The sequence below is a fragment of the Nostoc sp. T09 genome, assembly GCF_002154695.1.
GTDB lineage: Bacteria > Cyanobacteriota > Cyanobacteriia > Cyanobacteriales > Nostocaceae > Aulosira.
Window position 1 is genome coordinate 47940 of sequence record NZ_MTAV01000001.1, and the last position, 20927, is coordinate 68866.

14 protein-coding genes and 1 pseudogene are annotated in these 20927 nt (G+C 41.8%); 7 read left to right on the forward strand and 8 right to left on the reverse strand.

The features are described 5' to 3' along the window. The first annotated feature begins 81 nt into the window (after window positions 1-81). Together BV372_RS00195 and BV372_RS00205 are read left to right on the forward strand one after the other, a co-directional pair. Complete coding sequence (locus BV372_RS00195) at window positions 82-963, forward strand: XDD3 family exosortase-dependent surface protein (RefSeq protein WP_086681425.1); 882 nt, start codon at window positions 82-84, stop codon at window positions 961-963. Window positions 964-1381: 418 nt separating this feature from the next. Beyond that, entirely contained in the window at window positions 1382-2113 is a 732-nt protein-coding gene (locus BV372_RS00205) for a DUF429 domain-containing protein (RefSeq protein ID WP_086681430.1), read from the forward strand. A 29-nt stretch (window positions 2114-2142) separates the two neighbouring features. Here BV372_RS00205 and BV372_RS00210 read toward each other — a convergent pair whose 3' ends face one another. The 3 genes from BV372_RS00210 to BV372_RS00220 all read right to left on the reverse strand — a co-directional run bounded on the left by BV372_RS00210 (window position 2143) and on the right by BV372_RS00220 (window position 6306). Next, on the reverse strand, window positions 2143-2877 hold the full coding sequence (locus tag BV372_RS00210; protein WP_086681433.1) for an HAD family hydrolase: 735 nt from the start codon (window positions 2875-2877) through the stop codon (window positions 2143-2145). A 23-nt stretch (window positions 2878-2900) separates the two neighbouring features. After that, a complete protein-coding gene (gene glgP / locus BV372_RS00215) occupies window positions 2901-5465 on the reverse strand; it encodes an alpha-glucan family phosphorylase (protein ID WP_086681436.1) in 2565 nt (854 codons plus the stop codon). Window positions 5466-5991: 526 nt separating this feature from the next. Beyond that, window positions 5992-6306, reverse strand: a complete 315-nt coding sequence (locus BV372_RS00220) for a hypothetical protein (protein ID WP_086681439.1) — start codon at window positions 6304-6306, stop codon at window positions 5992-5994. Window positions 6307-6686: 380 nt separating this feature from the next. Here BV372_RS00220 and BV372_RS00225 point away from each other — a divergent pair. Next, window positions 6687-7097: pseudogene (locus BV372_RS00225) on the forward strand (acyltransferase); the annotation flags it as partial. Between the two features lie 454 nt (window positions 7098-7551). Continuing rightward, window positions 7552-7668, forward strand: coding sequence for a photosystem II reaction center protein I (locus BV372_RS00230; RefSeq protein ID WP_086681445.1), 117 nt, complete (start codon window positions 7552-7554; stop codon window positions 7666-7668). Between the two features lie 69 nt (window positions 7669-7737). Here the strand turns inward: BV372_RS00230 and BV372_RS34935 are convergent, their stop codons facing one another. Beyond that, window positions 7738-7986 (reverse strand): hypothetical protein, encoded by a 249-nt coding sequence (locus BV372_RS34935; protein WP_143844919.1) that lies wholly within the window; start codon window positions 7984-7986, stop codon window positions 7738-7740. Between the two features lie 31 nt (window positions 7987-8017). Here BV372_RS34935 and BV372_RS00240 point away from each other — a divergent pair, with 31 nt between their 5' ends. Next, the gene (locus tag BV372_RS00240; RefSeq protein WP_086681453.1) at window positions 8018-10624 is read left to right on the forward strand and encodes a DUF3769 domain-containing protein; all 2607 of its coding nucleotides are present in this window, start codon (window positions 8018-8020) and stop codon (window positions 10622-10624) included. 218 nt (window positions 10625-10842) lie between these two features. Here the strand turns inward: BV372_RS00240 and BV372_RS00245 are convergent, their stop codons facing one another. From BV372_RS00245 to BV372_RS00260, 4 genes are all read right to left on the reverse strand, one after another. Continuing rightward, window positions 10843-12363, reverse strand: a complete 1521-nt coding sequence (locus tag BV372_RS00245) for a hybrid sensor histidine kinase/response regulator (protein WP_086681456.1) — start codon at window positions 12361-12363, stop codon at window positions 10843-10845. A 13-nt stretch (window positions 12364-12376) separates the two neighbouring features. Beyond that, window positions 12377-15172 (reverse strand): PAS domain S-box protein, encoded by a 2796-nt coding sequence (locus tag BV372_RS00250; RefSeq protein ID WP_086681542.1) that lies wholly within the window; start codon window positions 15170-15172, stop codon window positions 12377-12379. Between the two features lie 806 nt (window positions 15173-15978). Next, complete coding sequence (locus BV372_RS00255) at window positions 15979-17511, reverse strand: SagB/ThcOx family dehydrogenase (RefSeq protein ID WP_086681459.1); 1533 nt, start codon at window positions 17509-17511, stop codon at window positions 15979-15981. A gap of 345 nt (window positions 17512-17856) precedes the next feature. Beyond that, on the reverse strand, window positions 17857-18786 hold the full coding sequence (locus tag BV372_RS00260) for a DUF4349 domain-containing protein (protein ID WP_086681462.1): 930 nt from the start codon (window positions 18784-18786) through the stop codon (window positions 17857-17859). A 202-nt stretch (window positions 18787-18988) separates the two neighbouring features. On the opposite strand from BV372_RS00260, the gene BV372_RS00265 reads away from it, so the two are divergent. Further along, window positions 18989-19429, forward strand: a complete 441-nt coding sequence (locus BV372_RS00265) for a thermonuclease family protein (protein WP_086681463.1) — start codon at window positions 18989-18991, stop codon at window positions 19427-19429. A gap of 570 nt (window positions 19430-19999) precedes the next feature. Continuing rightward, window positions 20000-20866 carry an aldo/keto reductase gene (locus BV372_RS00270; protein WP_086681545.1) on the forward strand — a complete coding sequence of 289 codons (867 nt, stop codon included), beginning with the start codon at window positions 20000-20002 and terminating at the stop codon, window positions 20864-20866. Window positions 20867-20927 lie beyond the last annotated feature (61 nt).

Genomic DNA, 20927 nt, shown 5'->3' on the forward strand with positions numbered 1-20927 from the left:
TCATTACATAATTTATTCAAGCTTGAGTAGGCTATTAGCAAGATAAAAATATCGCTGCTTAGCAGAGCAGGCTTGATCATAATGCGAAATTTAAAATTCCTCGTTGCTACTACAGCCGTCAGCATCAGTCTTCTAACATTGTCTGGTCAACAGGCAAGTGCTGGACAACTACACAACGGCTGGAACTACGGTATTGACGCTGTTGGAGATGGCTCTGGTGGTGCCACTTTTGACATCAAAGGTATGGCAATCAAAGATTCAGGCGACAAGATTTATGTCGCTCTAACAGGTGGAATGCCTTTGGCAGGTACTACCCATGACTCAGTCCACATTGGTTGGAGTGACTTGTTCTTTAATTTCTCAGGGCAAAACTTTCAAACAGCCAGTCAAAGTGGTCAACTTGTTGGTGTGCGGTTTGCCAACTATGACAACAGCCTGACAACTGGGGTTTATACAGGAGTTAGAGCCAAGAGTACCACCACGGAGCATAAGGGCTACAGTAGCTTGAAGGGTTACTATGACAAAGGCTTTGGTAAGGCTAATACTCAAGGTACAGACCTGGCAACAACACAAGATGTTTACAACTACTATTACAACTCTGCGATCGCAAGTAATCCTACTACAAGCAATACATCTATCTTGAATGCGATCGGCTCAGGAACAAAAGTCGGAAATATCTCCATGCTTGGTAGTCAAGACTTGACAACTGCTGGGCTAGATTTTTCTCACTTCTCTGCTTTAGGGGATTATACCGTTGGCTTTTCTTTAGATAAAGCTTTATTAGGCAGTGGCAATTATGTCAGTAATATATTCTTTGAGTGCGGCAATGATGGTGTAGCGCTGAAAGGAAATTTTCAGTCTCAATCTGTACCAGAATCATCAGGACCAATTGGTTTACTTTTGGCGGGTTTGACTTTTGTCATGAGCCAGCAACGTCAGCTTCGTAGAAAGCAGCATGTATAGGGTTCAGGTTTCTCCTACTTCAACAATAAGCTTGCATCATCTCTCTTTTAGCTGTGCATGGTTGAAACATCAAAGGTGTATCTAAATTCTCTGAGCAATCTTTAAAAGCTTCTGATTTCGTGTGTGTTGAAATAACTATAGTACCTACCAAACTTCTCCTCCAATCCTGTTACAGGGTAGAGGAGATTTTAGTGTGAGTCAAAAATGGAGTCAACAATTTTCACCCACAAAGGAATGAGAATTTTGTCAGTTACATTAAGCAACTTCAATCGGGATCATAAGGAGATAGGACATCAAACCAGATCCAAAAAACAACTGATCATTGATGACTGACAAACTGGTGAATTTAAGTTCAAAACAAATGGGAGCAGACTGTAAGATAAGGCTGAACATATTGTAAATAATTGGCTGCTGAGCAATGAAATTTTTCGGCATTGATTTAGGCTGGAAATCGCAACCAAGTGGACTATGCTGCTTAGAATTAATAGACGGACAATTAGAGATTCTTGATTTAGATCGCAAAGAAGCGATCGCAGATATTCTCACCTGGATAGATAGTTGCGTCCCACCAGAAGCACCAGCAATCATCGCCGTAGACGCACCTACTCTCATTCCTAATGCTAGCGGGAGCCGCTTACCAGATAAACTCAGCCACAAACACTTTGGGAAATATCATGCTGGATGCTACCCTGCTAATTTGGGTTTAGCTTTTGCCGAGCGTACCGTCAACTTTGGTTTAGAATTAGAAGCCCGTGGTTTTGCCCACGCACCAACCATCGAACCGCAAAAACTTGGTAGATATCAAATAGAAGTTTTTCCTCATCCAGCAATAGTTCATTTATTCAATTTAGAACGCATTCTCAAATACAAAAAAGGACGCTTGAGTGAGCGCCGCTTAGAATTAATCAGACTCTACAATTATATTGTTGAGATCTTACCTACTCTCCAACCATCTCTGCGACTGGAAAGTGGTTTTATTTGCGAAATTCCTAACACAGGCGCAGCACTGAAAGCAGTCGAAGATCGACTAGATAGCCTCATCTGCGCTTATGTTGCTGCACACTGGTGGTATTGGGGTGAGCAATATAACTTAGTATTGGGCGATCGCACTACTGGTTACATTGTTATCCCACAGGGTAGAGTAGTGTAATTTCAAATAAAAGATTACCGTTTTCACACCTAGTCATCATTATTTTCCAGACCGACCAACAACTCTTTTAGCTCGGACAAAGAGTGGATGTAAAAAGTTGCCTTGTCTGTACGCGGCACTCCCGCCCGGAGGGTCTGTACTGTTCTCATGCCCAGCCGATTTCCTACTAGAATCTCCGAATCTGGATTGTCTCCGAACACGAGAACTTCCGTCGGTCTCAATTTATAAGTATCCAAGATATATTCAAAAATTCCCTGTTTGCCTTTCCTGTTCGGCTCGTCAATTGCATCCACATATATGGCTGTAAAAAATCGCTCTAGATTAAGCGCCTTAATCTTGCTCTCCTGAAGACGGCGGAAACCAGAAGTCACCAGAAAACACCGAACTGATAGTTCCGAGAGTAGCGCCAAATCGCCATACCCATAGATCGGTTCCTCGATCTCGGTCGTCGCTAATACCTTCCAGCCTGCCGCCAGCATCGCTTCAGAGAACCCGTATTTGGTTGCCACCCAATCCAGCGGATGTCGCCAACAATCAGCGAACGCTGCGTTCAGTGAGTCTTCAGAGACAACGCCGTGATTCGCCTTTCTGATGGCATCGAACGCAGGTGTAAAAAGTTGCTCTCCAACCTCGTTGGCCGCAGCTAAACAATTGTCCAAGTCAAAGATTAAAGCTTGTATCATTGTTTTTCCGGCGATCGCACCACCAGTTACATTGTCATCCCCAAATCTGTCCTGAGTGCTGAGTAATGAGTTTTTTAGCACTCAACACTCAGCACTCGGTACTCTTACTCAGCCCAAGCAATCAACCTTGGCTCATAAGCGTTAGAGAGGTATGGGTGTTTCGGTAATACACGCAAAGACAAACCTTGCAAACCAGAGGTTGTATAAATGATATTAGCCGTGTAAACACTTAAACCTTGTGTATCCTCGCCTTGGTAATCCATGACTACAGGAATAGCGTTGACTATATCACCATTGGCATCGATTGTACCTTGGTATAGTTCTACCTGCACATCGTTGTTCGTCAATGTTGCCAAGTCAACCTTGGCTTTCACTGCAACGGTTTGGTTCACCTCAATATCTGCTGCTGCTGATACGTCAACATCTTTGATTCTGATATTGAACCAGTGTTCGCTGAGTTTGGCTTTCCACTCTGCTAATTCTTTCGCTGGAGCGTAGTTATCAGCGGTGAGAGTTTGGTAGCGATCGCTAGCCGGAAAATAAGCTCGTTGTGCATATTCTCGTACCATCCGGGCTGTATTAAAGAATGGACAATTCAAGCGAATCGCATCCTTCATTTTGGCAACCCAATGACGAGGTAAGCCATCAGCATCCCGATGCTCATAAAATAGCGGCGCAACTTCCTTCTCTAGTAAATCGTAGAGAGCGTTGGCTTCTACCTCATCTTGATAGTTGGGATCTTCGTAATTTTCTCCATGTCCAATCGCCCAGCCAGTACGGACATAATCAGCCTCATCCCACCAGCCATCAAGGACGCTTAAATTCGGCAATCCGTTCATTGCGGCTTTCATCCCACTGGTTCCAGAGGCTTCCCGAGGACGACGTGGCGTATTTAACCAGATATCGCAACCAGCCACCATTAAACGAGATATGTGAATGTCATAGTTGGGAACAAACACTACTTGTTTTTCTAAATGTTGTTCGCGGATGAAATGATTGATCTCACGGATGAGTTCTTTACCAGGAATATCTTTGGGATGTGCTTTACCAGCGATCACAAATTGCACTTTCCGGTTTTTATTACCGAGTAATATCCGCCTGATGCGTTCTAGATCCCGCATCCAGAGAGTAGCACGCTTGTAAGTAGCAAAGCGCCGTGCAAAACCAATGGTTAAAACGTTTGGATCTAAAACTTCTTGAGCTTGAGCAATTTCTGAGGCAGAAGCGCCGCGATCACGTAAATGCTTTACCAAATGCTCTCGCACATACAAAATCATGTCCAGCCGGCAGCGTTCATGATTGCGCCACAACTCTTCATCAGGAATGGCATCCATTCGCTCCCACAATTGGCTATCTGGTGGTGCTGAAGACCAATTTGGACCTAGGTAACGATCATATAATTCCTGAGTCGATTTGGCGACACAACTACGGGCATGAACACCGTTGGTAATTGCGGCGATTGGTACTTCCTCTACTGGAACCTTTTTCCACAACCCCTGGAACATCTGCCGTGACACCACGCCATGCAACTGCGCTACGCCATTAGAAAATGTTGCCATTTTCAGTGCCAACACCGCCATACTGAACGGTGCAGATAAATCACCTGTATTTTCACGCCCTAGCCCTAAAAATTGTTCTTCAGGCAAGCCAAAGATAGCTGCATAATATTTCAGGTAGTCCAAAATTTTCTGGGGCGGGAACAAGTCAATCCCTGCTGGGACTGGCGTGTGAGTCGTGAAAATATTGCTGGAAGCGACTACTTGTTTGGCATCAGCGTAACTTAACCCCTCTTCTTGAATCAACATTCGGATGCGCTCCAGGGCTGAGAAGGCTGCGTGACCTTCATTCATGTGGTAAGCAGTAACTTTATACCCCAAAGCTTTTAACATTTGGACACCACCAATACCCAGCATGATTTCTTGGTGGATACGCATATCAATGTCACCACCATACAGCTGATCTGTGATGTCATGGTCGTAAGGGTTGTTGGGTTCAATGTTGGTGTCCAACAAATACAGTGGCACTGTTCCCACCTGTACCCGCCAAACCCTAGCGTAAACCTTACGTCCTGGGTACTCTACCGCGATGCGCAATTCTGAACCATCAGAATTACGCTCCAGGTGTAAAGGCATATTGTAGAAATCATTGATCGGATAGCGTTCCTGCTGCCAGCCATCGGCATTGAGATACTGGGCAAAATAGCCTTGTTGGTAGAGTAAGCCTACACCAACCAGGGGTAAACCCAAATCACTGGCAGATTTTAGATGATCGCCCGCGAGAACACCCAAACCTCCCGAGTAAACTGGCAGACAATCTACTAATCCAAATTCAGCAGAAAAATAAGCGTAACATTCTTTTGGCTTTTGGCTGCGCTGTTTTTGATACCAGGAGCGCTCTTGCAAATAATCTTCTAGCTGACGAGCAGCTCTGTCCATTTGCGCCAAGAAGCCTTCATCTTCAACAACTTCCAAAAGTCGCCCTTGGCTGATAGTACCCAGCATTAACACTGGGTTATGGTGGCTAGACTCCCACAAGTCGGGATCTAGGCGGCGAAATAAATCTTTGCTCTCAACGTTCCAATCCCAGTGCAAGTTATGTGCCAGCCGCCGCAGCGGTTCGAGTCGCGGCGGAAGAGAAGGAGAGACGTTGAATGTACGAATTGGCTGCATAGGTTGGCAAAACTCCAAGTTTAGCTAAGGTTATTTTTTACTGTCTTTACCCAATGTTGCCAATTCTTTATACTATGTTTGTAAGAATGCTATGACTTTGTTAAGCATTGAGAATCATTCTTGTCAGCCTTGCTAGAGTTTACACTAACAGTATTTTCTATCTTAAGCGGTATGCTCTCATCTATGCTTGGTATCGTAAAACTTAACTATTGGCTGTGATTTTCTACTCAATTAGAAAGATAGTTGTATGTATTAAATTTTTTCAGTATTTATATTTATTTTATATTTCACTACTAACCAGACAATAACTGGCAAGAACCCCTCTAGAAGCTCTATTCAAGAGTTTTAGCTCAACTTGAAAACAGTTCACTTTGAGTTCTGGTCAGATGATAATTTTAATTATTTCTTAATAAAGTCTGCTGAAGATTTCTCCTAGCTTGAGAAAGAAATCTTGTGCCGTAGCATATAGCTAGTCATGTAAGTAGGTGGCATTTGTTTTACCGAATGACCAAGGAAAAGTAACAATTTATGCCCCCAAGTAAGAAGAATCCTTGGTATTTTTGGGCATAGTCAGAGCCATCGCCGCGACACAAGCAATCTCAGCTGCAACCTGATAAGCAAGTTTGATATTTGATGCTGCATCTTTAGCTGTAGTAGAGCGAGAGGCTTTTTGACTGCGTGGTTCTTGCTTGACATCACCCGCGACCACAGCTCGCTGCAAGATGATGTACGCATCTAAGTCTTCCGAGTCATAATCACTTTGCAGCAGTAATCGGATCTGATTTTGGGCTGCAACACTTAAATAACCAGTGTTTAAAGCTTGTTGAACAATTTCTTTCATAAAAAGCCTACTTCTTAACTAAGTGTGGGAGTTAAAAGTGAGACGGATCTTTGGGCGATCGCTCTTGTGGGTGAGAGGAAATTTGCCTGCGAAATATCTCTATGTTTTCTTCAAAATTTATAATGAGCACTGTTCAGCACACATCACCCGAATGGGTTATCCAAGCGGGTGATTTACAAATTGTTAGGTGTGAACTATAAAAAATTATCAAATATAGCTCATGAGTTGAAGAATTTTTGAAAGCAAAAGTCTACACTTTAAATCGCTTTTTATTTTTAAGTAAGAAATATTTACTTAATATGAGTATAAAAATACAACACTAGCTCAATATCGATATTTTGACGCCTAAAAAGTTAAAAATAAAATTATTTTTTAGATATATTGATAACGAGACATTCATTGGACCTAACGTGTGTATTGCTGATCCTAGGGACATCAAAATTGGTAAATACTGTATGAGTGCATCTCACTCAGGCATATATGCTAATAATCATAATTTTGCAGAGCGAATAGAGCCGATGCGACACCAAGGTATTACACGTAAAGGAATAGTGATTGAGGATGATTGTTGGCTAGGGCATGGTGTAACAGTATTAAATGGTGTCACTATCGGTAAAGGTAGTGTCATTGGTGCAGGCGCAGTTGTTACCAAAAATATTCCTCCGTTTTCTGTTGCTGTAGGCATACCAGCACAAGTTACCAAAAGCCGTGTTCGCAAGGATTTAGTGTTAGAAGGCAGTCATCAGGAACTACGTACACCAACAATGTACGAAAAAAAGGCTAAGAACTAGTAGCGCTACCTTGGAATTCAAAATTCTAAAAGCTTGAATTCTATAGAACTCTCGCACGAGAACGCAAAATAAATGATTTGGGCGCTTTGTTGACACCAATAAATACTGAGGCGAAGCCAATTTTTTGCGCTTATGATGGACGGCAGACTATAAAAAATAGCTATTCTTGATAACTAGCGACTCTATGTCCATACTTGGAAACCTATAGCGCTAGTAAACGTCACAAGAGTAACAACGTCAACAACTTCTGAGTTAATGATATTTAAAAAACAGGCAAACCACAGCCAAACTCTCGACCCGAAGCAATGACGTGCTGGAGAAATGGTTCTCCAACCACACCAGAGTCTTCCAAAAAAGGGACAAGATTTGGGTAATATAAAGGAGCTATCTTTTCTGCTTAGCAGATACTGAAAGAGAAATTTTCTGTTTCTCATACCATTTGGAGATATCTCTGATGCTTACTTTAAAAATCGTTGTTTATATTGTTGTTGCTTTCTTTGTGGCTCTCTTCGTCTTTGGATTTTTGTCGAACGATCCAGCTCGTAACCCCGGTCGTCGGGATTTAGAGTAAAAGCGCGACTGATATAATCCGCGTAGGAATGCCGGAAGCCGAAGACACCAGAAGCTATGGACACTTGCTTTAATAGGGGTTACCCACTAATATGTGGGTTCTCCGAGGAAGTATGGAAAGCCGACCTCCAGACATCTGCAAATCGGCAAAGCTGACAGCATTTGCTACAGGGAGGGAACTCCCAAAGTTCACCCAGAAGGAAACCCTCCTGGCGGATTCTTTTGGCGGCGTAGTGTTCTTCTCCGGCCAGCTTGCTGCAAATAGGCAGAAAGCAAAGTCGGAAGGCAAAAAGTGTAGTTCATCCTTCCGGCTACTCATTGGCTATTTGTTAGCTTGATTGTGCTGAAATATGCTTCATCCAGTTCTGCCGCCCGCACCACCTCCGATTACGGAAGCGTTACAACCTGCAAACCCTACCTCATCTGCTAGTGATAGTAAGTTTCATTCATTAATAGCAACAGACACTGGGACGCAGGAAAATCAAGAGACATCCCAGCAGCAACAAGCAACGCCGCAGCCTTCAACTGTAGGGGAAAAGCAGAAGTCTTTGTCTTTGCCAGAAAGACTCAAACAGTCTCGTAATAAGTTAGTAGTTTCCTCAACCCTAGCTACAGTTAATCCTCCAGAAACTTTCCCACCAGAGTTTTCTCCCTTGATTGCTCCGAAAAGTGCAGCATTGTTGGGGCAGCCATTGGCGATCGCTTATCCTATACAAAATGACAGCAGTAGCTTAGATGCGCCAGTCACAGTGGTATTTCCACCTTCATTCCAAGTCGCAAACGCTACCAACAATCAGAACTTATTTCCCTCTGCACAAGTTGCCCAATCAGAACAGCCAAGTAATACTCAAACTGAGCAACCAGTAAAAAATAGCAATATCGTGCCATCGGCTTCGGAAAATACACCGAAACCGCAATCAATCCAAAATATTATCGAATTCAAGTCTCGCAGTCCAACAACCGGATCTTCAACGCCCCCAACCATAGAATTTCAGTCTCCGCAACAACAAACCCAACCGCCGAGTCAGTCAACTCCAGCACCTCAAGGGGAAGGCACAAATCAGCCCCAAAATCAACCATCTGGTACAACTCTCCCAACCAGACCAAGAACGGTGGAAGTAATTTCCAATCGCCAAGTTTTTGACGACCAACGCCGAATTGTCACCGCAGAAGGAAATGTGGTGGTGCGATTTGATGGGGCAGTGGTGGATGCCGATCGCTTGCAAATAAATTTAGATAACTTGATCGCTGTAGGAGAAGGCAACGTGGCATTGACACGGGGCGATCAAGTGTTGCGGGGGCAACGTTTTACTTATAACTTTATTCAAGATAGTGGGGAACTGGAAAGAGGTAGAGGAGAAATTTACATTCCGACAGCAGAAAGAGATGTCGCTTTCTTGCCCACAGATGTGACAGCCGGAGGAGTACCACAGCGTCCAGTCAGCGATCGCATTCGCTCCAATCAGCCCTTGTCTGGTGTCAGCAGTCCAGGGGGGATTGATATCACAGTAGGCGGAAGAACGGATGCCAGAAACATTCCCCCACCAAAATCAGGGGGCTTAGTCAACCGCCTCCGCTTTGAAGCCGAACGCATTGAATTTTATCCCCGCGGTTGGCAAGCAAAAAATGTCAGCATCACCAACGACCCCTTTTCACCCCCAGAACTAGTTTTACGGGCATCTAACGTTACTCTAACAAGGGAAGCACCTTTAGTAGACCGAGTTAGAAGTCAGCAAGCGCGTTTAGTTTTTGACCAAAAATTTGCGGTTGGTATTCCGCGAGAGCAGCAGAGGATTGATCGCCGGGAGCGTGAGGTGACTCCAGCGATCGCCACCCCCGGTTTTGATTCAGATCAGCGTGGTGGTTTATATATTGAACGTGGCTTTGAACCTGTAACTTCAGACCAGACACGTTGGACAATCACGCCACAGTTTTTCGTGCAAAAAGCCGTTGAACAAGGTACTGGAGACTTAGCAGGGCTGTTTGGGATCAGAAGTAGACTAAATGTGACTTTAAATCCCAAGGCTGTAATTGAAGGTAGAGGCGAGTTAACTAGTCTCAACTTAGGTGAAGTTGAAAACAACCTCAAAGCGAGTTTGCGGTTGCGCCAGACATTAGGCGATCAAAATCCTCATTTATTGAATCTAGAATACAGCTACCGCGATCGCCTCTATAACGGTACTCTTGGCTACCAAACAGTTCAAAGTAGTCTTGGTGGTGTACTCATTTCTCCTATCATTCCCCTAGGGAACAGCGGCATTAACCTCAGCTATCAGGCTGGTGCTCAGTATATTAATGCCAACACCGATCGCCTTGACCTCCTAGAACCTAATAGAGAAAACGATCGCATCTCATTAGGTCGCCTCCAAGGTAGTGCTGCTCTCAGTGGTGGTTTGTTACTCTGGCAAGGACAACCCTTACCACCTACCGCTACTGGGGGATTACGATACACACCCAACCAAGTAGTTCCCTACTTGCGCGCGATCGCTGGTGTTACTGGTACTAGTACTTATTACACAAATGGTGACAATCAAAGCACCCTCATTGGCACAATTGGCTTAGAAGGGCAGATTGGTCATTTCTCGCGACCGTATTTCGACTATACTGCCTTTAATGTTACCTATTCCCAAGGTTTCACCAGTGGATTATCGCCTTTTTTGTTTGATCGCGCTGTTGACAATAGAGTGCTGAGCGCTGGAATTACACAGCAAATCTATGGACCATTTCGCTTAGGTTTTCAGACATCCGTTAACTTAGATACAGGTAGAGAAACTAGCACCGACTATATTGTGGAATATAGCCGTCGCACCTATGGGCTTACTTTACGTTACAATCCAGTGCTGGAATTAGGCGGTATTAGCTTCCGAATAAGTGACTTTAACTGGATTGGTGGTACAGATCCCTTCTCTGGAGAACAAGTTAGGCCAGTTGTTGGTGGTGTGCGCCAGGAACGCTAATAGCAATTGGGAAGGGAGAAATGGGACAAGGGATACAAGGGAGAAATAACCAATAGACTTCTTGCAAAAATGCTAATCAGCAAAAAAGGAACCACAGATGAACACAGATGAACACAGATAAATATCGGTGTTCATCTGTGTTTATCTGTGGTTTGATATTCAAAATATTGACTTATGCAAGAGGACTAATGACAAATGACAAATGACAAATACCATTTTCATTCAACAATTTCAGTAGTAGAAAATTCTGAAGTTAGGGGCAAAATTATTGTAAAAATTGTACCGACTCCTACTTGGCTAGTAACGCTGATTTGACCATTGTGGGCTTCGACACACCTTTTGACAATAACTAAACCCAGTCCGTTACCCTGAATTAATTTAACATTTGAGGCTCGATAGAATGATTCAAAAAGGCGACTTTGGTCTGCTTCCGGAATACCAATTCCTTGATCTTGAATCTGAAAAGTTACTAAGCTCTCAGCAGGATTGTAGCTGAGTTCAAGTTGAATTGTTCCACCCTTAGGAGAATACTTGACTGCGTTTGAAAGTAGGTTTCCTAGCATGTAATGTAAGAGACGTTCATCCATCCAAGCCTCGGTAATCTCACAATTAGAGGTAAATACAAATTCATACAAGTTACTTTCAATAAGAGAAAATTCTTCAATTAGATCTCGACAGAATGCGTCTATGTTGATGGGAGCCGGATTAAACCCAAGTTTTCCAGCCTCAGAACGACCCATAAATAGCACATCTTCCATGAGGTGTTTCATGGTTTGTACAGCACTTTGAATTCGCTTGATGTAAGTGGTTTTTTTTACATCTGACAAATTTGCTCCCTGAATTTCAATTAGCTCAATTGCAGTTTGAATTACAGTCAGGGGATTACGAAATTCATGAGAAACAGTAGAGATAAATAAAGACTTCAGACGGTTAACTTCTTGCTCTTTTTCCAAGGCTTGCTTGAGCAATTCTGTTTGACGCCTTTCACTCATATCCCAAAAAACAACTACAGCACCACTTACTTGATCTGGTCGTCGCATTAGTGGTGAAGCACTATCGCCAATTGGCACCCTTCTGCCATCCTTGGAAATTAAAGAGATGTAATCTCCTAAATAAACAACATTATGCTCTCGCAGCACTTTGGTTACAGGGTTTTCTATTGCAGAATTTGTAACTTCATCAACAAGATGAAAAACCTTCGATACCTCAATTCCTAAAGCTTCTTCTCTATGCCAGCCTGTCAAGGCTTCAGATGCCGGATTCATAAATGTTATAATTCCCCGCTCATCTGTGGCAATCACAGCATCGCTCATCGAGTTTAAAAGGGTTTCTAATTGATCTCGATTTTCCCGTAGCTCATATTCAAGCCGATATTTTAACAGAGCTATTTCTATAGCTATTTGTAAATCTTTGATAGTAAACGGTTTAACAATATATCCAAAAGGTTGAGTAATTTTTGCTCGTTCTAAAGTATTAGCATCACCGTAGGCTGTAAGAAAAATTACGGGAATATCTAATTGCTCACGAATATAACTAGCAGCAGCAATACCATCCATATCTCCTTTCAGGATAATATCCATTAACACTATTTCTGGTTTAGTTTCTAGCGCCTTGGCAATGGCAACTTTTCCTGAAGAAGCTGTACCCGTTACAATATAACCTAGTTGATTAAGTTGGCTAGCAATAGTTCTGGCCACAATCACTTCATCTTCTACAACTAAAACCCTCACCTGAACCATTTGATGTTTACTGCTATAAAGTTAACTGGGGAAACGTAATTTTAAATACTGTTGCGTGATGAGTTTCTAAAATAATGGTTCCTTCTAGTTGTTCTGTAACTAAGTCATAAACTAACGAAAGACCTAATGAATTAGTATCTTTCCAATTAATCTCTTTTGAAAAACCAATACCGTTATCTCGAATAGTCATTTCAATCCTATCACCGAGATTGCATAATCTAATAATAATAGTGCCTACTTTTTGGTTGGGAAAAGCATGTTTGAGAGCATTTGAGATTAATTCGTTGATAATTAAACCACAGGCAATGGCTTGGTCAACATTCAAGCTGACAGAATCTATATAAGTTTCTAGACCGATCTCAGCAGGTGATACTTGATAAGAAATTAATAAACTTGTTGCTAAATTCTGGATATAGTCAGCAACATCAAGTTGTCCAATATTAGGAGCGGTGTATAAATTTCTGTGAATTAGTGAGATTGAATCAATCCGATTTTGACTGTCTCTCAGCACTTTGATCACTTCAGGATCGCTGAGGGTTTGGGACTGGAGTTGCAAGAGACTAGAGACAATTTGCAAGTTATTTTTAACTCGATGATGAATCTCCTTTAACAAAACTTCTTTTTCTGCTAATGCACTTCTTAATTCTGCTTCAGCTGTCTGTCTTTGGGTAATTTCGATTTGGGCTTGCTGAAGGATGCTAGATTGTTGAATAGCGATCGCTATTGGCACCGATAGTTGATCGAGTAAATCTAATTGATTTTCCTCCCACTCCCGAGTCCGAGAACATTGGTGTGCAATTAATAAACCCCACAGTCCAGAGCAAGGATTTTCTTCACTTACTTGCAAAAGAATGGGTACTACTAAATTTGCTTTGACCTCAAACTGTTCTAACAAGTTAATATGGCATTCAGATAATCCAGCTTGGTAAATGTTAGCGATCGCTCTTTTACGACCTTGATAATACTCCTTACCCGCACCTGTTTGAAAACAGGTATCTACTATCTGTGCATCTATCGAAGCTGTCCAGCCATTAACCACTGATTCAGCCACAACTGTAGCGCTCATATCTGAAGCAAACCGCAAAACTATCACCCGATCAACCTGAAGTAAATCTCGTACTTCTCTCACCGTAGCATTAAGAATATCTTGGAGATTTAAAGATTGACGAATTCGCCCAGTAACGGTTCGCATCAACTGCTCCCGTTCTAGCTGAGTTTTTAAAGCCCGTTCAGTTTGCTTGCGTTCTGTAATATTTTGCCCGATACCGATGATTTGCCCATTTGCTAGGTGAACATTAGTCCAAGAGGTATCAATTACACGACCTTCTTGAGTTTGAGTTCTAAAGTCGCCCCAAATTTTTTGTGCAGACTTAATAAAATTAACAGCATATTGATAATCTTTAGGATTAGGATATGAAGCTTCCAGAACATCACGAGTTTGGAAATCCTGAAAATTCCAACCTAAAGTACGTTCCCACTCTTGGTTTACCCATTCGGGTTTACCGTTAACACCGATGAGTGCAATCATCAACGGAATATTTTCAAAGATATTCCGGAGAAATTCATTTTGCTCTTGGAGACTTGTTTCTGCATTTTTGCGATCGGTGATATCATAAAAAACTTTTAAAATAGCAGCTTCTCCATTAAATGTTAGAAACTGAACGGAAGCAATTGCCCAGAAAGAAGTGCCATCTGGTCTTTTAAATTGGAATTCATGGTTATGAACATAGCCGTGTTGGGCAAGAGCTTTTAATATTAATTCTCGTTCGTCTGGGTTGTGATAAAATTCTGAAGCTTGTCGAGAATTAATTGAATCTTCTGGAGTTAAGCGAAATATTTCTATAAACTTTTGGTTGGCATGTAAAATTAGACCATCAGTCAAGCGTGAGATAAACAAGGGGATGGGAATTGCTTGTGAAATTGCCCGTAATCTGGCTTCGCTTTCATGAAGCGTTTGTTCTTTTTGTTTGCGATTGGTAATATCTCTGATTACTCCTAAGCAAGCGTTATAACTAGGATATTCTATCGAATGGGCAACAACTTCAACATCAATAATCTGCCCATCTTTGCGGAGATGTTTCCATTCTTTAGAGCAGTTGGCATTACTAATTTTTTGTGCACAATGTTGCTCTAGACTAGGCATATCTTCTGGGATGAGCAGGTCAGTCACACACATTTGCAAGAACTCTGCTCGAGAATAGCCATAATGAATAATAGCAGCATTATTGACATCTAAAAATTTCAGGTTATGGCAATCAATCACCCACATAGGATTGGGATGATTCTGAAAAAGGAGATTAAAACTCTTTTGAGTATTATTAATAATTTTTTCTTGATGTAAATCTAAACACCTAGTTACTTGTCTCGCTAATTTTTGTAATATTGCTTGCTCTTTGGCACTGAAATCACGAGGAGCAGAATCAAATATACAAAGACTACCTATAGCAAAGCCGCTTGCAGTAATTAGAGGAACTCCTGCATAGCAACGGCAGTAAGGTTCTAAAATCACCAAGGGATTGGCAGCAAATCGTTCATCCTGCAAGATATCTGGGATGATTAATATTTCACTTTCAAGAATCGTGTAAGCACCAAAGGAAACGCTCCGAGGAATTTCTGTTTGATTAATGCCAATTTTAGACTTAAACCATTCTCGTTCAGCATCGACTAAACTAATCATTGCCATTGGCATGTCAAACAGATCGGCAGCCAACTGAGTAAGTTCATCAAAAATTTCTTCTGGTGGTGTATCTAAAATTTGATATTGATGAAGTAATTCCAGTCGTTGAATTTCATTTTTAGGTAATGGTATCACTGGTCGGATGGAAAATTTTTTTTATTAAAATACTCAAACGTTTTACGTAATTTGGGTTCTCTCCTATGAACCTTCGCTATGCTATCTAAAATTAACTAAAGCTCATCTCTGAATTAATGAGTTTTTTGTCAACAGATGCTCCACATTAACGAGCTTATTGAGACCTAATTTTGTTGCTGCGAATCTTCACCAAATTGAACTGAATAATGGTGTTCATTTATAAATATTGTTTAATAAAAATAATACTCCCCCATCAATCCTTTTAACAGAATAAAGTTACTCTTTGCAACATAATTTATGCAATTTTTGCAATATAACTAATGCAGACAGAGGCTTAAAGAAACTACAATCGCGGGTGTTGGGTAATATGTGCGATCGCTAAACAAACTTTTCCTCAAGCTCTACTAAGGTTCTTGTCCTCCTTGGCTGCTTGGCAGTACTTTTGCTTCAAGGCTTCAGTTCATAAAACCAAAGCATTTACAGGGGCTGAATCGTCGCCAGTTCTTGCTACGCTCGGCTATAACTCTTAATGGTCTTATTGTAGCAAAGTTGTTGTTAAAAACTGGTTTAGTCCAAGGTTAAGAGATATTATACCGCCTCATTTTTCAGCAAGCTGATACTGGATATTTGCGAACAGATCTGCACAGCGATCGCAATATCTTCTTTGCTAGTTAAGATTGGGAAAATAATCCAGAGCGGGGTGGGATGAAAATTGTAGATTTGCCTTTAGAGGTTTAGATCAAAAAACGAACCAAAAAGAGCGCAAAGGACACAAAAAATCTTTGTGTCCTAAGTGTTTTCTTTTATCTCGGTCGTCCCAAAGTAGTGATGTAGAGAACTGCTTCATCTATAGGAATACCCAAAACTTCATTTACTTGATCGTCAAAAAAGCCACCAATACCGCTGACGCCCAAATTGAGTTGAGTTGCCGCTAAATTCAGCCGTTGCCCTAAATGCCCAGCATCCATGTGTAAATAGCGGTAAACCCGATCGCCGTACTGAGCGATCGCAGATTTTAGATCTGCCGTATGAAATAGCACTGCTGCTGCATCTCGCCCTAAATCTTGCCCCAAGCAGAGGAAGTGTAATTCTCGCCGGAAGTTTTTAAAGCGAATTTGCCGCAATTCTTGGGCTTTAGGTGCGTAATAATAACAGCCTGCTTCCAATCCTTTGACTCCGCAAACCGCAATGAATGTTTCGATCAGATTCAGGTCAAAGTAGTCTGGAGAACGATCTAAATTTTGGTAAATGTAATTTTGGGGTTGGTAGGTGAAATCAAGTAAGGCTTTGAGTTCATCAAAGGTCAAATCTTCACCACTATAAGCACGGGTAGAACGGCGTTTGTGCATGGTATTTTCCAGTTCTACCAGATGTTCTCCCCAATTGATGGGTGTTGTAGCTGTAGGAATTTTCAGACAGAAAGGGAAGTTATATTTATCCTCTAAGGATCTGTCTTGTTTTACCTCTGGTAAATTGAGTTTGCCAGTTGTACCAGATTGGATCTGCGTCTGGCGATGAAAATATTTCAGCAGTTCGCCATCGGGGATTATGGGGTAATCGGTTTCGGTGGCAGAAGGTAAAGCAGTTCGTCCCAGTGGTAAATTTTGTTTGATGTCTAATAAGTCTGCCAAAGGCAAAACTGCGATCGCTCCTTCTTGCTGCGGCTCAATATAAAGCAGATCGTTAACAGCTTCATCAATAAAGCCACCGATTAAGTGGGGGCGATAGTCATTAATCGCCGCAGCTAACTCGATATTACCCAACAGGTGCCCTGTATCCAAAAAAATTCGGCGGTAAGCCCGATCTTCATACCGCCAAGCAGAACGATAGAATACCGCAGTGATCACAATCGCCAGTTGAGTACTTTCAAGAGACGGATGCCAAAAACAAGCTGCTTGTAAAGCTTGCCAAACGTCATTTTCCCAATACTGCATTAGGGAATGAGTCCGACTTTGGTAGTTATATAGCCCAGCTGGTAACAACTGCGTCCCCCTAGAAACTACATACACCTCAGCCGGGTATAACCCACCTGCACTCGGGGCAGATCGTAAATATACCGCACTCCCCATAGAAGGCATTCTCGCTGTCAGCCCATAACTACGAAACAACAGCCGTGAAAGTCTCTGCCACCATTGAGTATCTGCACTATCAACAGAAGCTGCGGAATTTTCTTGAAGGTAGGGTTTGAGGTCGAAAGACGAGCCAATTCTGTACTCTTTGAACGGTACTGGTTGCTTAGCCCAATCTAACCTCTGACTTTTCGAGGCCAGCGTTTCAGGGTCATATTTAGTCCGTTCGTGGTAGTGCTGAGCAATTGATTGGTGTATTTCAGGCATAGTACTTTCAATAGCATTGGGCGTCCTTTTTTGATCTTGGCATTCCTGCGCCTGATTATTTCGTCTTAATTGGTACAATCTTAATAATTACAATATGATACTGAGTAACTACTAGTGTGTAATTTCCTAATCATTAGCTGATTGGAGCTTGCTCAGCATTTAAGATTGCAGAAACCTGAGATGCAAAGTCTCTACAATCCAAAATACTGTTGTAGTTATCTCAAACAATAGGCTGTCACATATTAAAGTTTTATATACTCCGTAGCCATAGGTTTTGATTTTGAATTCCGCGCAGCTGTACTAGTTTTACTGTCAGTAACCAAAACTGAGAAAATATTATTTTTTTTATCCATCATAATTCTCTACTGGTGGTATTGGTCTTACAGGCTGGGAATTGCGTCGCCAACGGTTCAATCCATAAATAGCCGCCGCCAAAATCAAAAAGTAAGGGCTGTAAACCATTAACCAAATAGCCAACTTGAGTAAGCCAACTGTGAATTCTCCAACAGAGTGGCTAGAGTTGTTCCAAGTTTCTTGAATTTGTAAACCTAAACCCCGTTGCGGGCTGCTGCTAGAAACTGCTGCTTCTAGGTTCAATGTGATACTAGAGTATGCAACTTGATTTTGTAAGTTTTTCAGTTGGGCATTTATTTGCTCAATTGATTGACGGACATTACTAAGTTCTTTGGCAACACTTAATACATCTCTCACAGAACCAGAGCGATCCATAATTTTTTGCAAATTGGCTTCTGTTCTGCGCAGATTGGTTAATCTAGCTTGGAAATCTACCAGTTGATTGCTAACATCTTCCGCCGTGATATTGCGATTTTCTACTGTACCCAATTTAGCCAGTTCATCGAGCGTTGAGTCCAGTTGATTTTGCGGTACCCGCAGCATTATAGATGCAGTATGACGTGCGTTGTCTTGTGTGGGTTGACGTTCGTTTAACCCAATCAAATCACCTTGTTTGTTATTGATAATTTTGGAGACTGCATTGATACTCTGATCTACAGAGTTAACAATTACAGTCATTGCTGCTTTTTTAATCAGTTGCGGACGGGATTGTGGAACTGGTGCTGCTTCGGATTTTAGCGCAACACTCCCAGCACTATCAGCAGGTGCTGCTTGGTTGTTGAGGGCGCGCCCGCCTGTACTTTGTGATAATTGCTGTTTTGATTGTTGTGGAACAGAGGCGCAACTAGTAAAAATTACACCTCCCAGCAGCGCACTCATAACTAAAGCAGATTTATTAGGTAATTTAATCGAGACTTTCATAATTTAGACCCCAGGATAGATGAAGTTAATCTCAGTATCGCTGAGAGCAAAACTGAAAGTTGGCATTGTTGCGATTTATGTAACAGAGAGTGTCACTAAGATTAGTTTTACCCCTGACAACAGCTTGTGATTTAACTCACAATTACCTGCTAATTACTTAGATAAAATTAAGGCTAAAGCATAAAATAATACTTAAAACTAAATGACTTTAATACAGTTAATGTTAGTACTAGCTACAGTAATGGGTGTAACGGATAGCAATACAATTCGTGTTAAAGATGATGCTGGTCAAACAACTACAGTTAAATTAGTTTGTATTGATACACCTAAAGAAACTAAACAAAAGTATGTTTCAGCAGCCACCAACAAACTTAAACAACTGCTACCATCAGGTAGCCCAGTGGTGATCAAAAGTGTAGATCGAGATAGAACTGGGCGCATACTGGGTGAAGTATATATAGATAATCGCTCAGTAAATCTCCATTTGGTTGAAGAGGGTAATGCTGTTGTTGATCGAGAATCTTTATATTACTGCGAGGAAAACAAAACTCAATTTTTAATCGCAGAAGCCAATGCAAAAAATAAGCGTTTGGGATTATGGCAACAGTTTAATCCTGTAACGGCTAGGAATACATCAAAGTGATGGCAATTTCATCTAGTAATCCTATCTAGCTTGAAAATAAGGCAGGAGGCAGAGGGCAGAAGGTGAGCCACTGCGGTGGACGGGTTCCCCGGCATAAAGCAAGTGGCGAACCCGAAGGGCAGAAGGAAGGATTAATATTTTCATCCTTGGTTGTGCCAAAACCTGGCGTCAATGGCTGATTTGTAATAATGAAAGGTTGAAATTCTTGGCTTATTTTAGAAGTCAGGAATTTTATTTTTGTAGGGTGTATATTGCCCACCAAAACAATACGAAATTTTATTTGATAGCTGAGACGGGCAAAACTCCCATAGTACAATAAAAAACTGTAATGCACTCCATCGAGAAACCCTATAGATGCAATAGATGCAGAGTACTTTTCGTTTTCTGTGGTGTAAAGGTACGAAGAAAGTAGTTCTGCTAGAAGTCTAGTGCAGCATAATTAAAGACTTTTAATGCCAAGGTAAAATTGCTATCACAGTAAGCTTCTTTATAACCCTGTCTAGAGATTAATTGTCAAAAGATGTTTGAACAGTTAATACATTAATGGCGCTGCAAACAAGAGCTAGAAGCATGGAAAGCAAACAGTTAGGAAAAACGGGTGTATCTGTAAGTGCGATCGGTTTGGGTGGAATGCCAATGTCGATATCGAATCGCACTCCCGAATCGCAATCAATCCCAGTTATCCATCGTGCTTTGGATTTGGGGATCACATTCATTGACACGGCCGACTCTTACTGTCTAGATGAATCAGATAAGCACCACAACGAACGTCTGATTTATACAGCACTTGGCAGTTATAAAGGCGATGTTAGCCATGTGGTTGTTGCAACCAAAGGCGGTTTGATGCGTCCTCATGGAAACTGGGTACGCAACGGTAACCCCAAACATTTACGCCAAACAATTCGTGAAAGTTTTCAAGCATTAGGGGGTAGTAAACCTATAGATGTTTGGCAATATCACGCCCCCGATCCTAAATACACTATTGAAGAATCCCTCGCACCAGTGAAAGAAGCGGTAGAAACTGGTTTAATTCGGTTTGTGGGAGTTTCTAACTTTTCTGTAGAACAAATTAAGCAAGCACGAAATGTGGTTGATATTGTCTCCGTGCAAAATCAATATAGCCCTTGGGAACGACAGCCAGAAATTGACGGCGTTTTGAAGTATTGCGAACAAGAAGGATTAACCTTTTTGCCTTGGAGTCCATTTGGTGGTAGTCGTCGCCATCAAAACTTGCAAGATATTCCCGCGATCGCACAGTTAGCTCAAGCAAAAGGCGTATCAGTTTATTGTATTGTGTTGGCGTGGTTGCGTTCTAAATCACCTGTTATTTTGCCCATACCTGGTGCTAGTAAGGTTTCCAGTATTGAGGACTCAGTACAGGCTCTGAATGTGCAACTATCTGAAGCAGAAGTCCAAAAAATTGATCAAGCAACGTAATCATTAGTCAATCGTCAGCAAGAATTCTTTGTTTTACTCTTTGCTTTGTTTTCCTATCAGC

Excerpts from the sequence above, each read along its gene's own strand:
- BV372_RS00195 (WP_086681425.1), top strand. The coding sequence starts at position 82 with ATGCGAAATTTAAAATTCCTCGTTGCTACTACAGCCGTCAGCATCAGT.
- BV372_RS00205 (WP_086681430.1), top strand. The coding sequence starts at position 1,382 with ATGAAATTTTTCGGCATTGATTTAGGCTGGAAATCGCAACCAAGTGGA.
- glgP (WP_086681436.1), bottom strand. The coding sequence starts at position 5,465 with ATGCAGCCAATTCGTACATTCAACGTCTCTCCTTCTCTTCCGCCGCGA.
- BV372_RS00220 (WP_086681439.1), bottom strand. The coding sequence starts at position 6,306 with ATGAAAGAAATTGTTCAACAAGCTTTAAACACTGGTTATTTAAGTGTT.
- BV372_RS00230 (WP_086681445.1), top strand. The coding sequence starts at position 7,552 with ATGCTTACTTTAAAAATCGTTGTTTATATTGTTGTTGCTTTCTTTGTG.
- BV372_RS34935 (WP_143844919.1), bottom strand. The coding sequence starts at position 7,986 with ATGAGTAGCCGGAAGGATGAACTACACTTTTTGCCTTCCGACTTTGCT.
- BV372_RS00240 (WP_086681453.1), top strand. The coding sequence starts at position 8,018 with ATGCTTCATCCAGTTCTGCCGCCCGCACCACCTCCGATTACGGAAGCG.
- BV372_RS00245 (WP_086681456.1), bottom strand. The coding sequence starts at position 12,363 with ATGGTTCAGGTGAGGGTTTTAGTTGTAGAAGATGAAGTGATTGTGGCC.
- BV372_RS00255 (WP_086681459.1), bottom strand. The coding sequence starts at position 17,511 with ATGCCTGAAATACACCAATCAATTGCTCAGCACTACCACGAACGGACT.
- BV372_RS00260 (WP_086681462.1), bottom strand. The coding sequence starts at position 18,786 with ATGAAAGTCTCGATTAAATTACCTAATAAATCTGCTTTAGTTATGAGT.
- BV372_RS00265 (WP_086681463.1), top strand. The coding sequence starts at position 18,989 with ATGACTTTAATACAGTTAATGTTAGTACTAGCTACAGTAATGGGTGTA.
- BV372_RS00270 (WP_086681545.1), top strand. The coding sequence starts at position 20,000 with ATGGAAAGCAAACAGTTAGGAAAAACGGGTGTATCTGTAAGTGCGATC.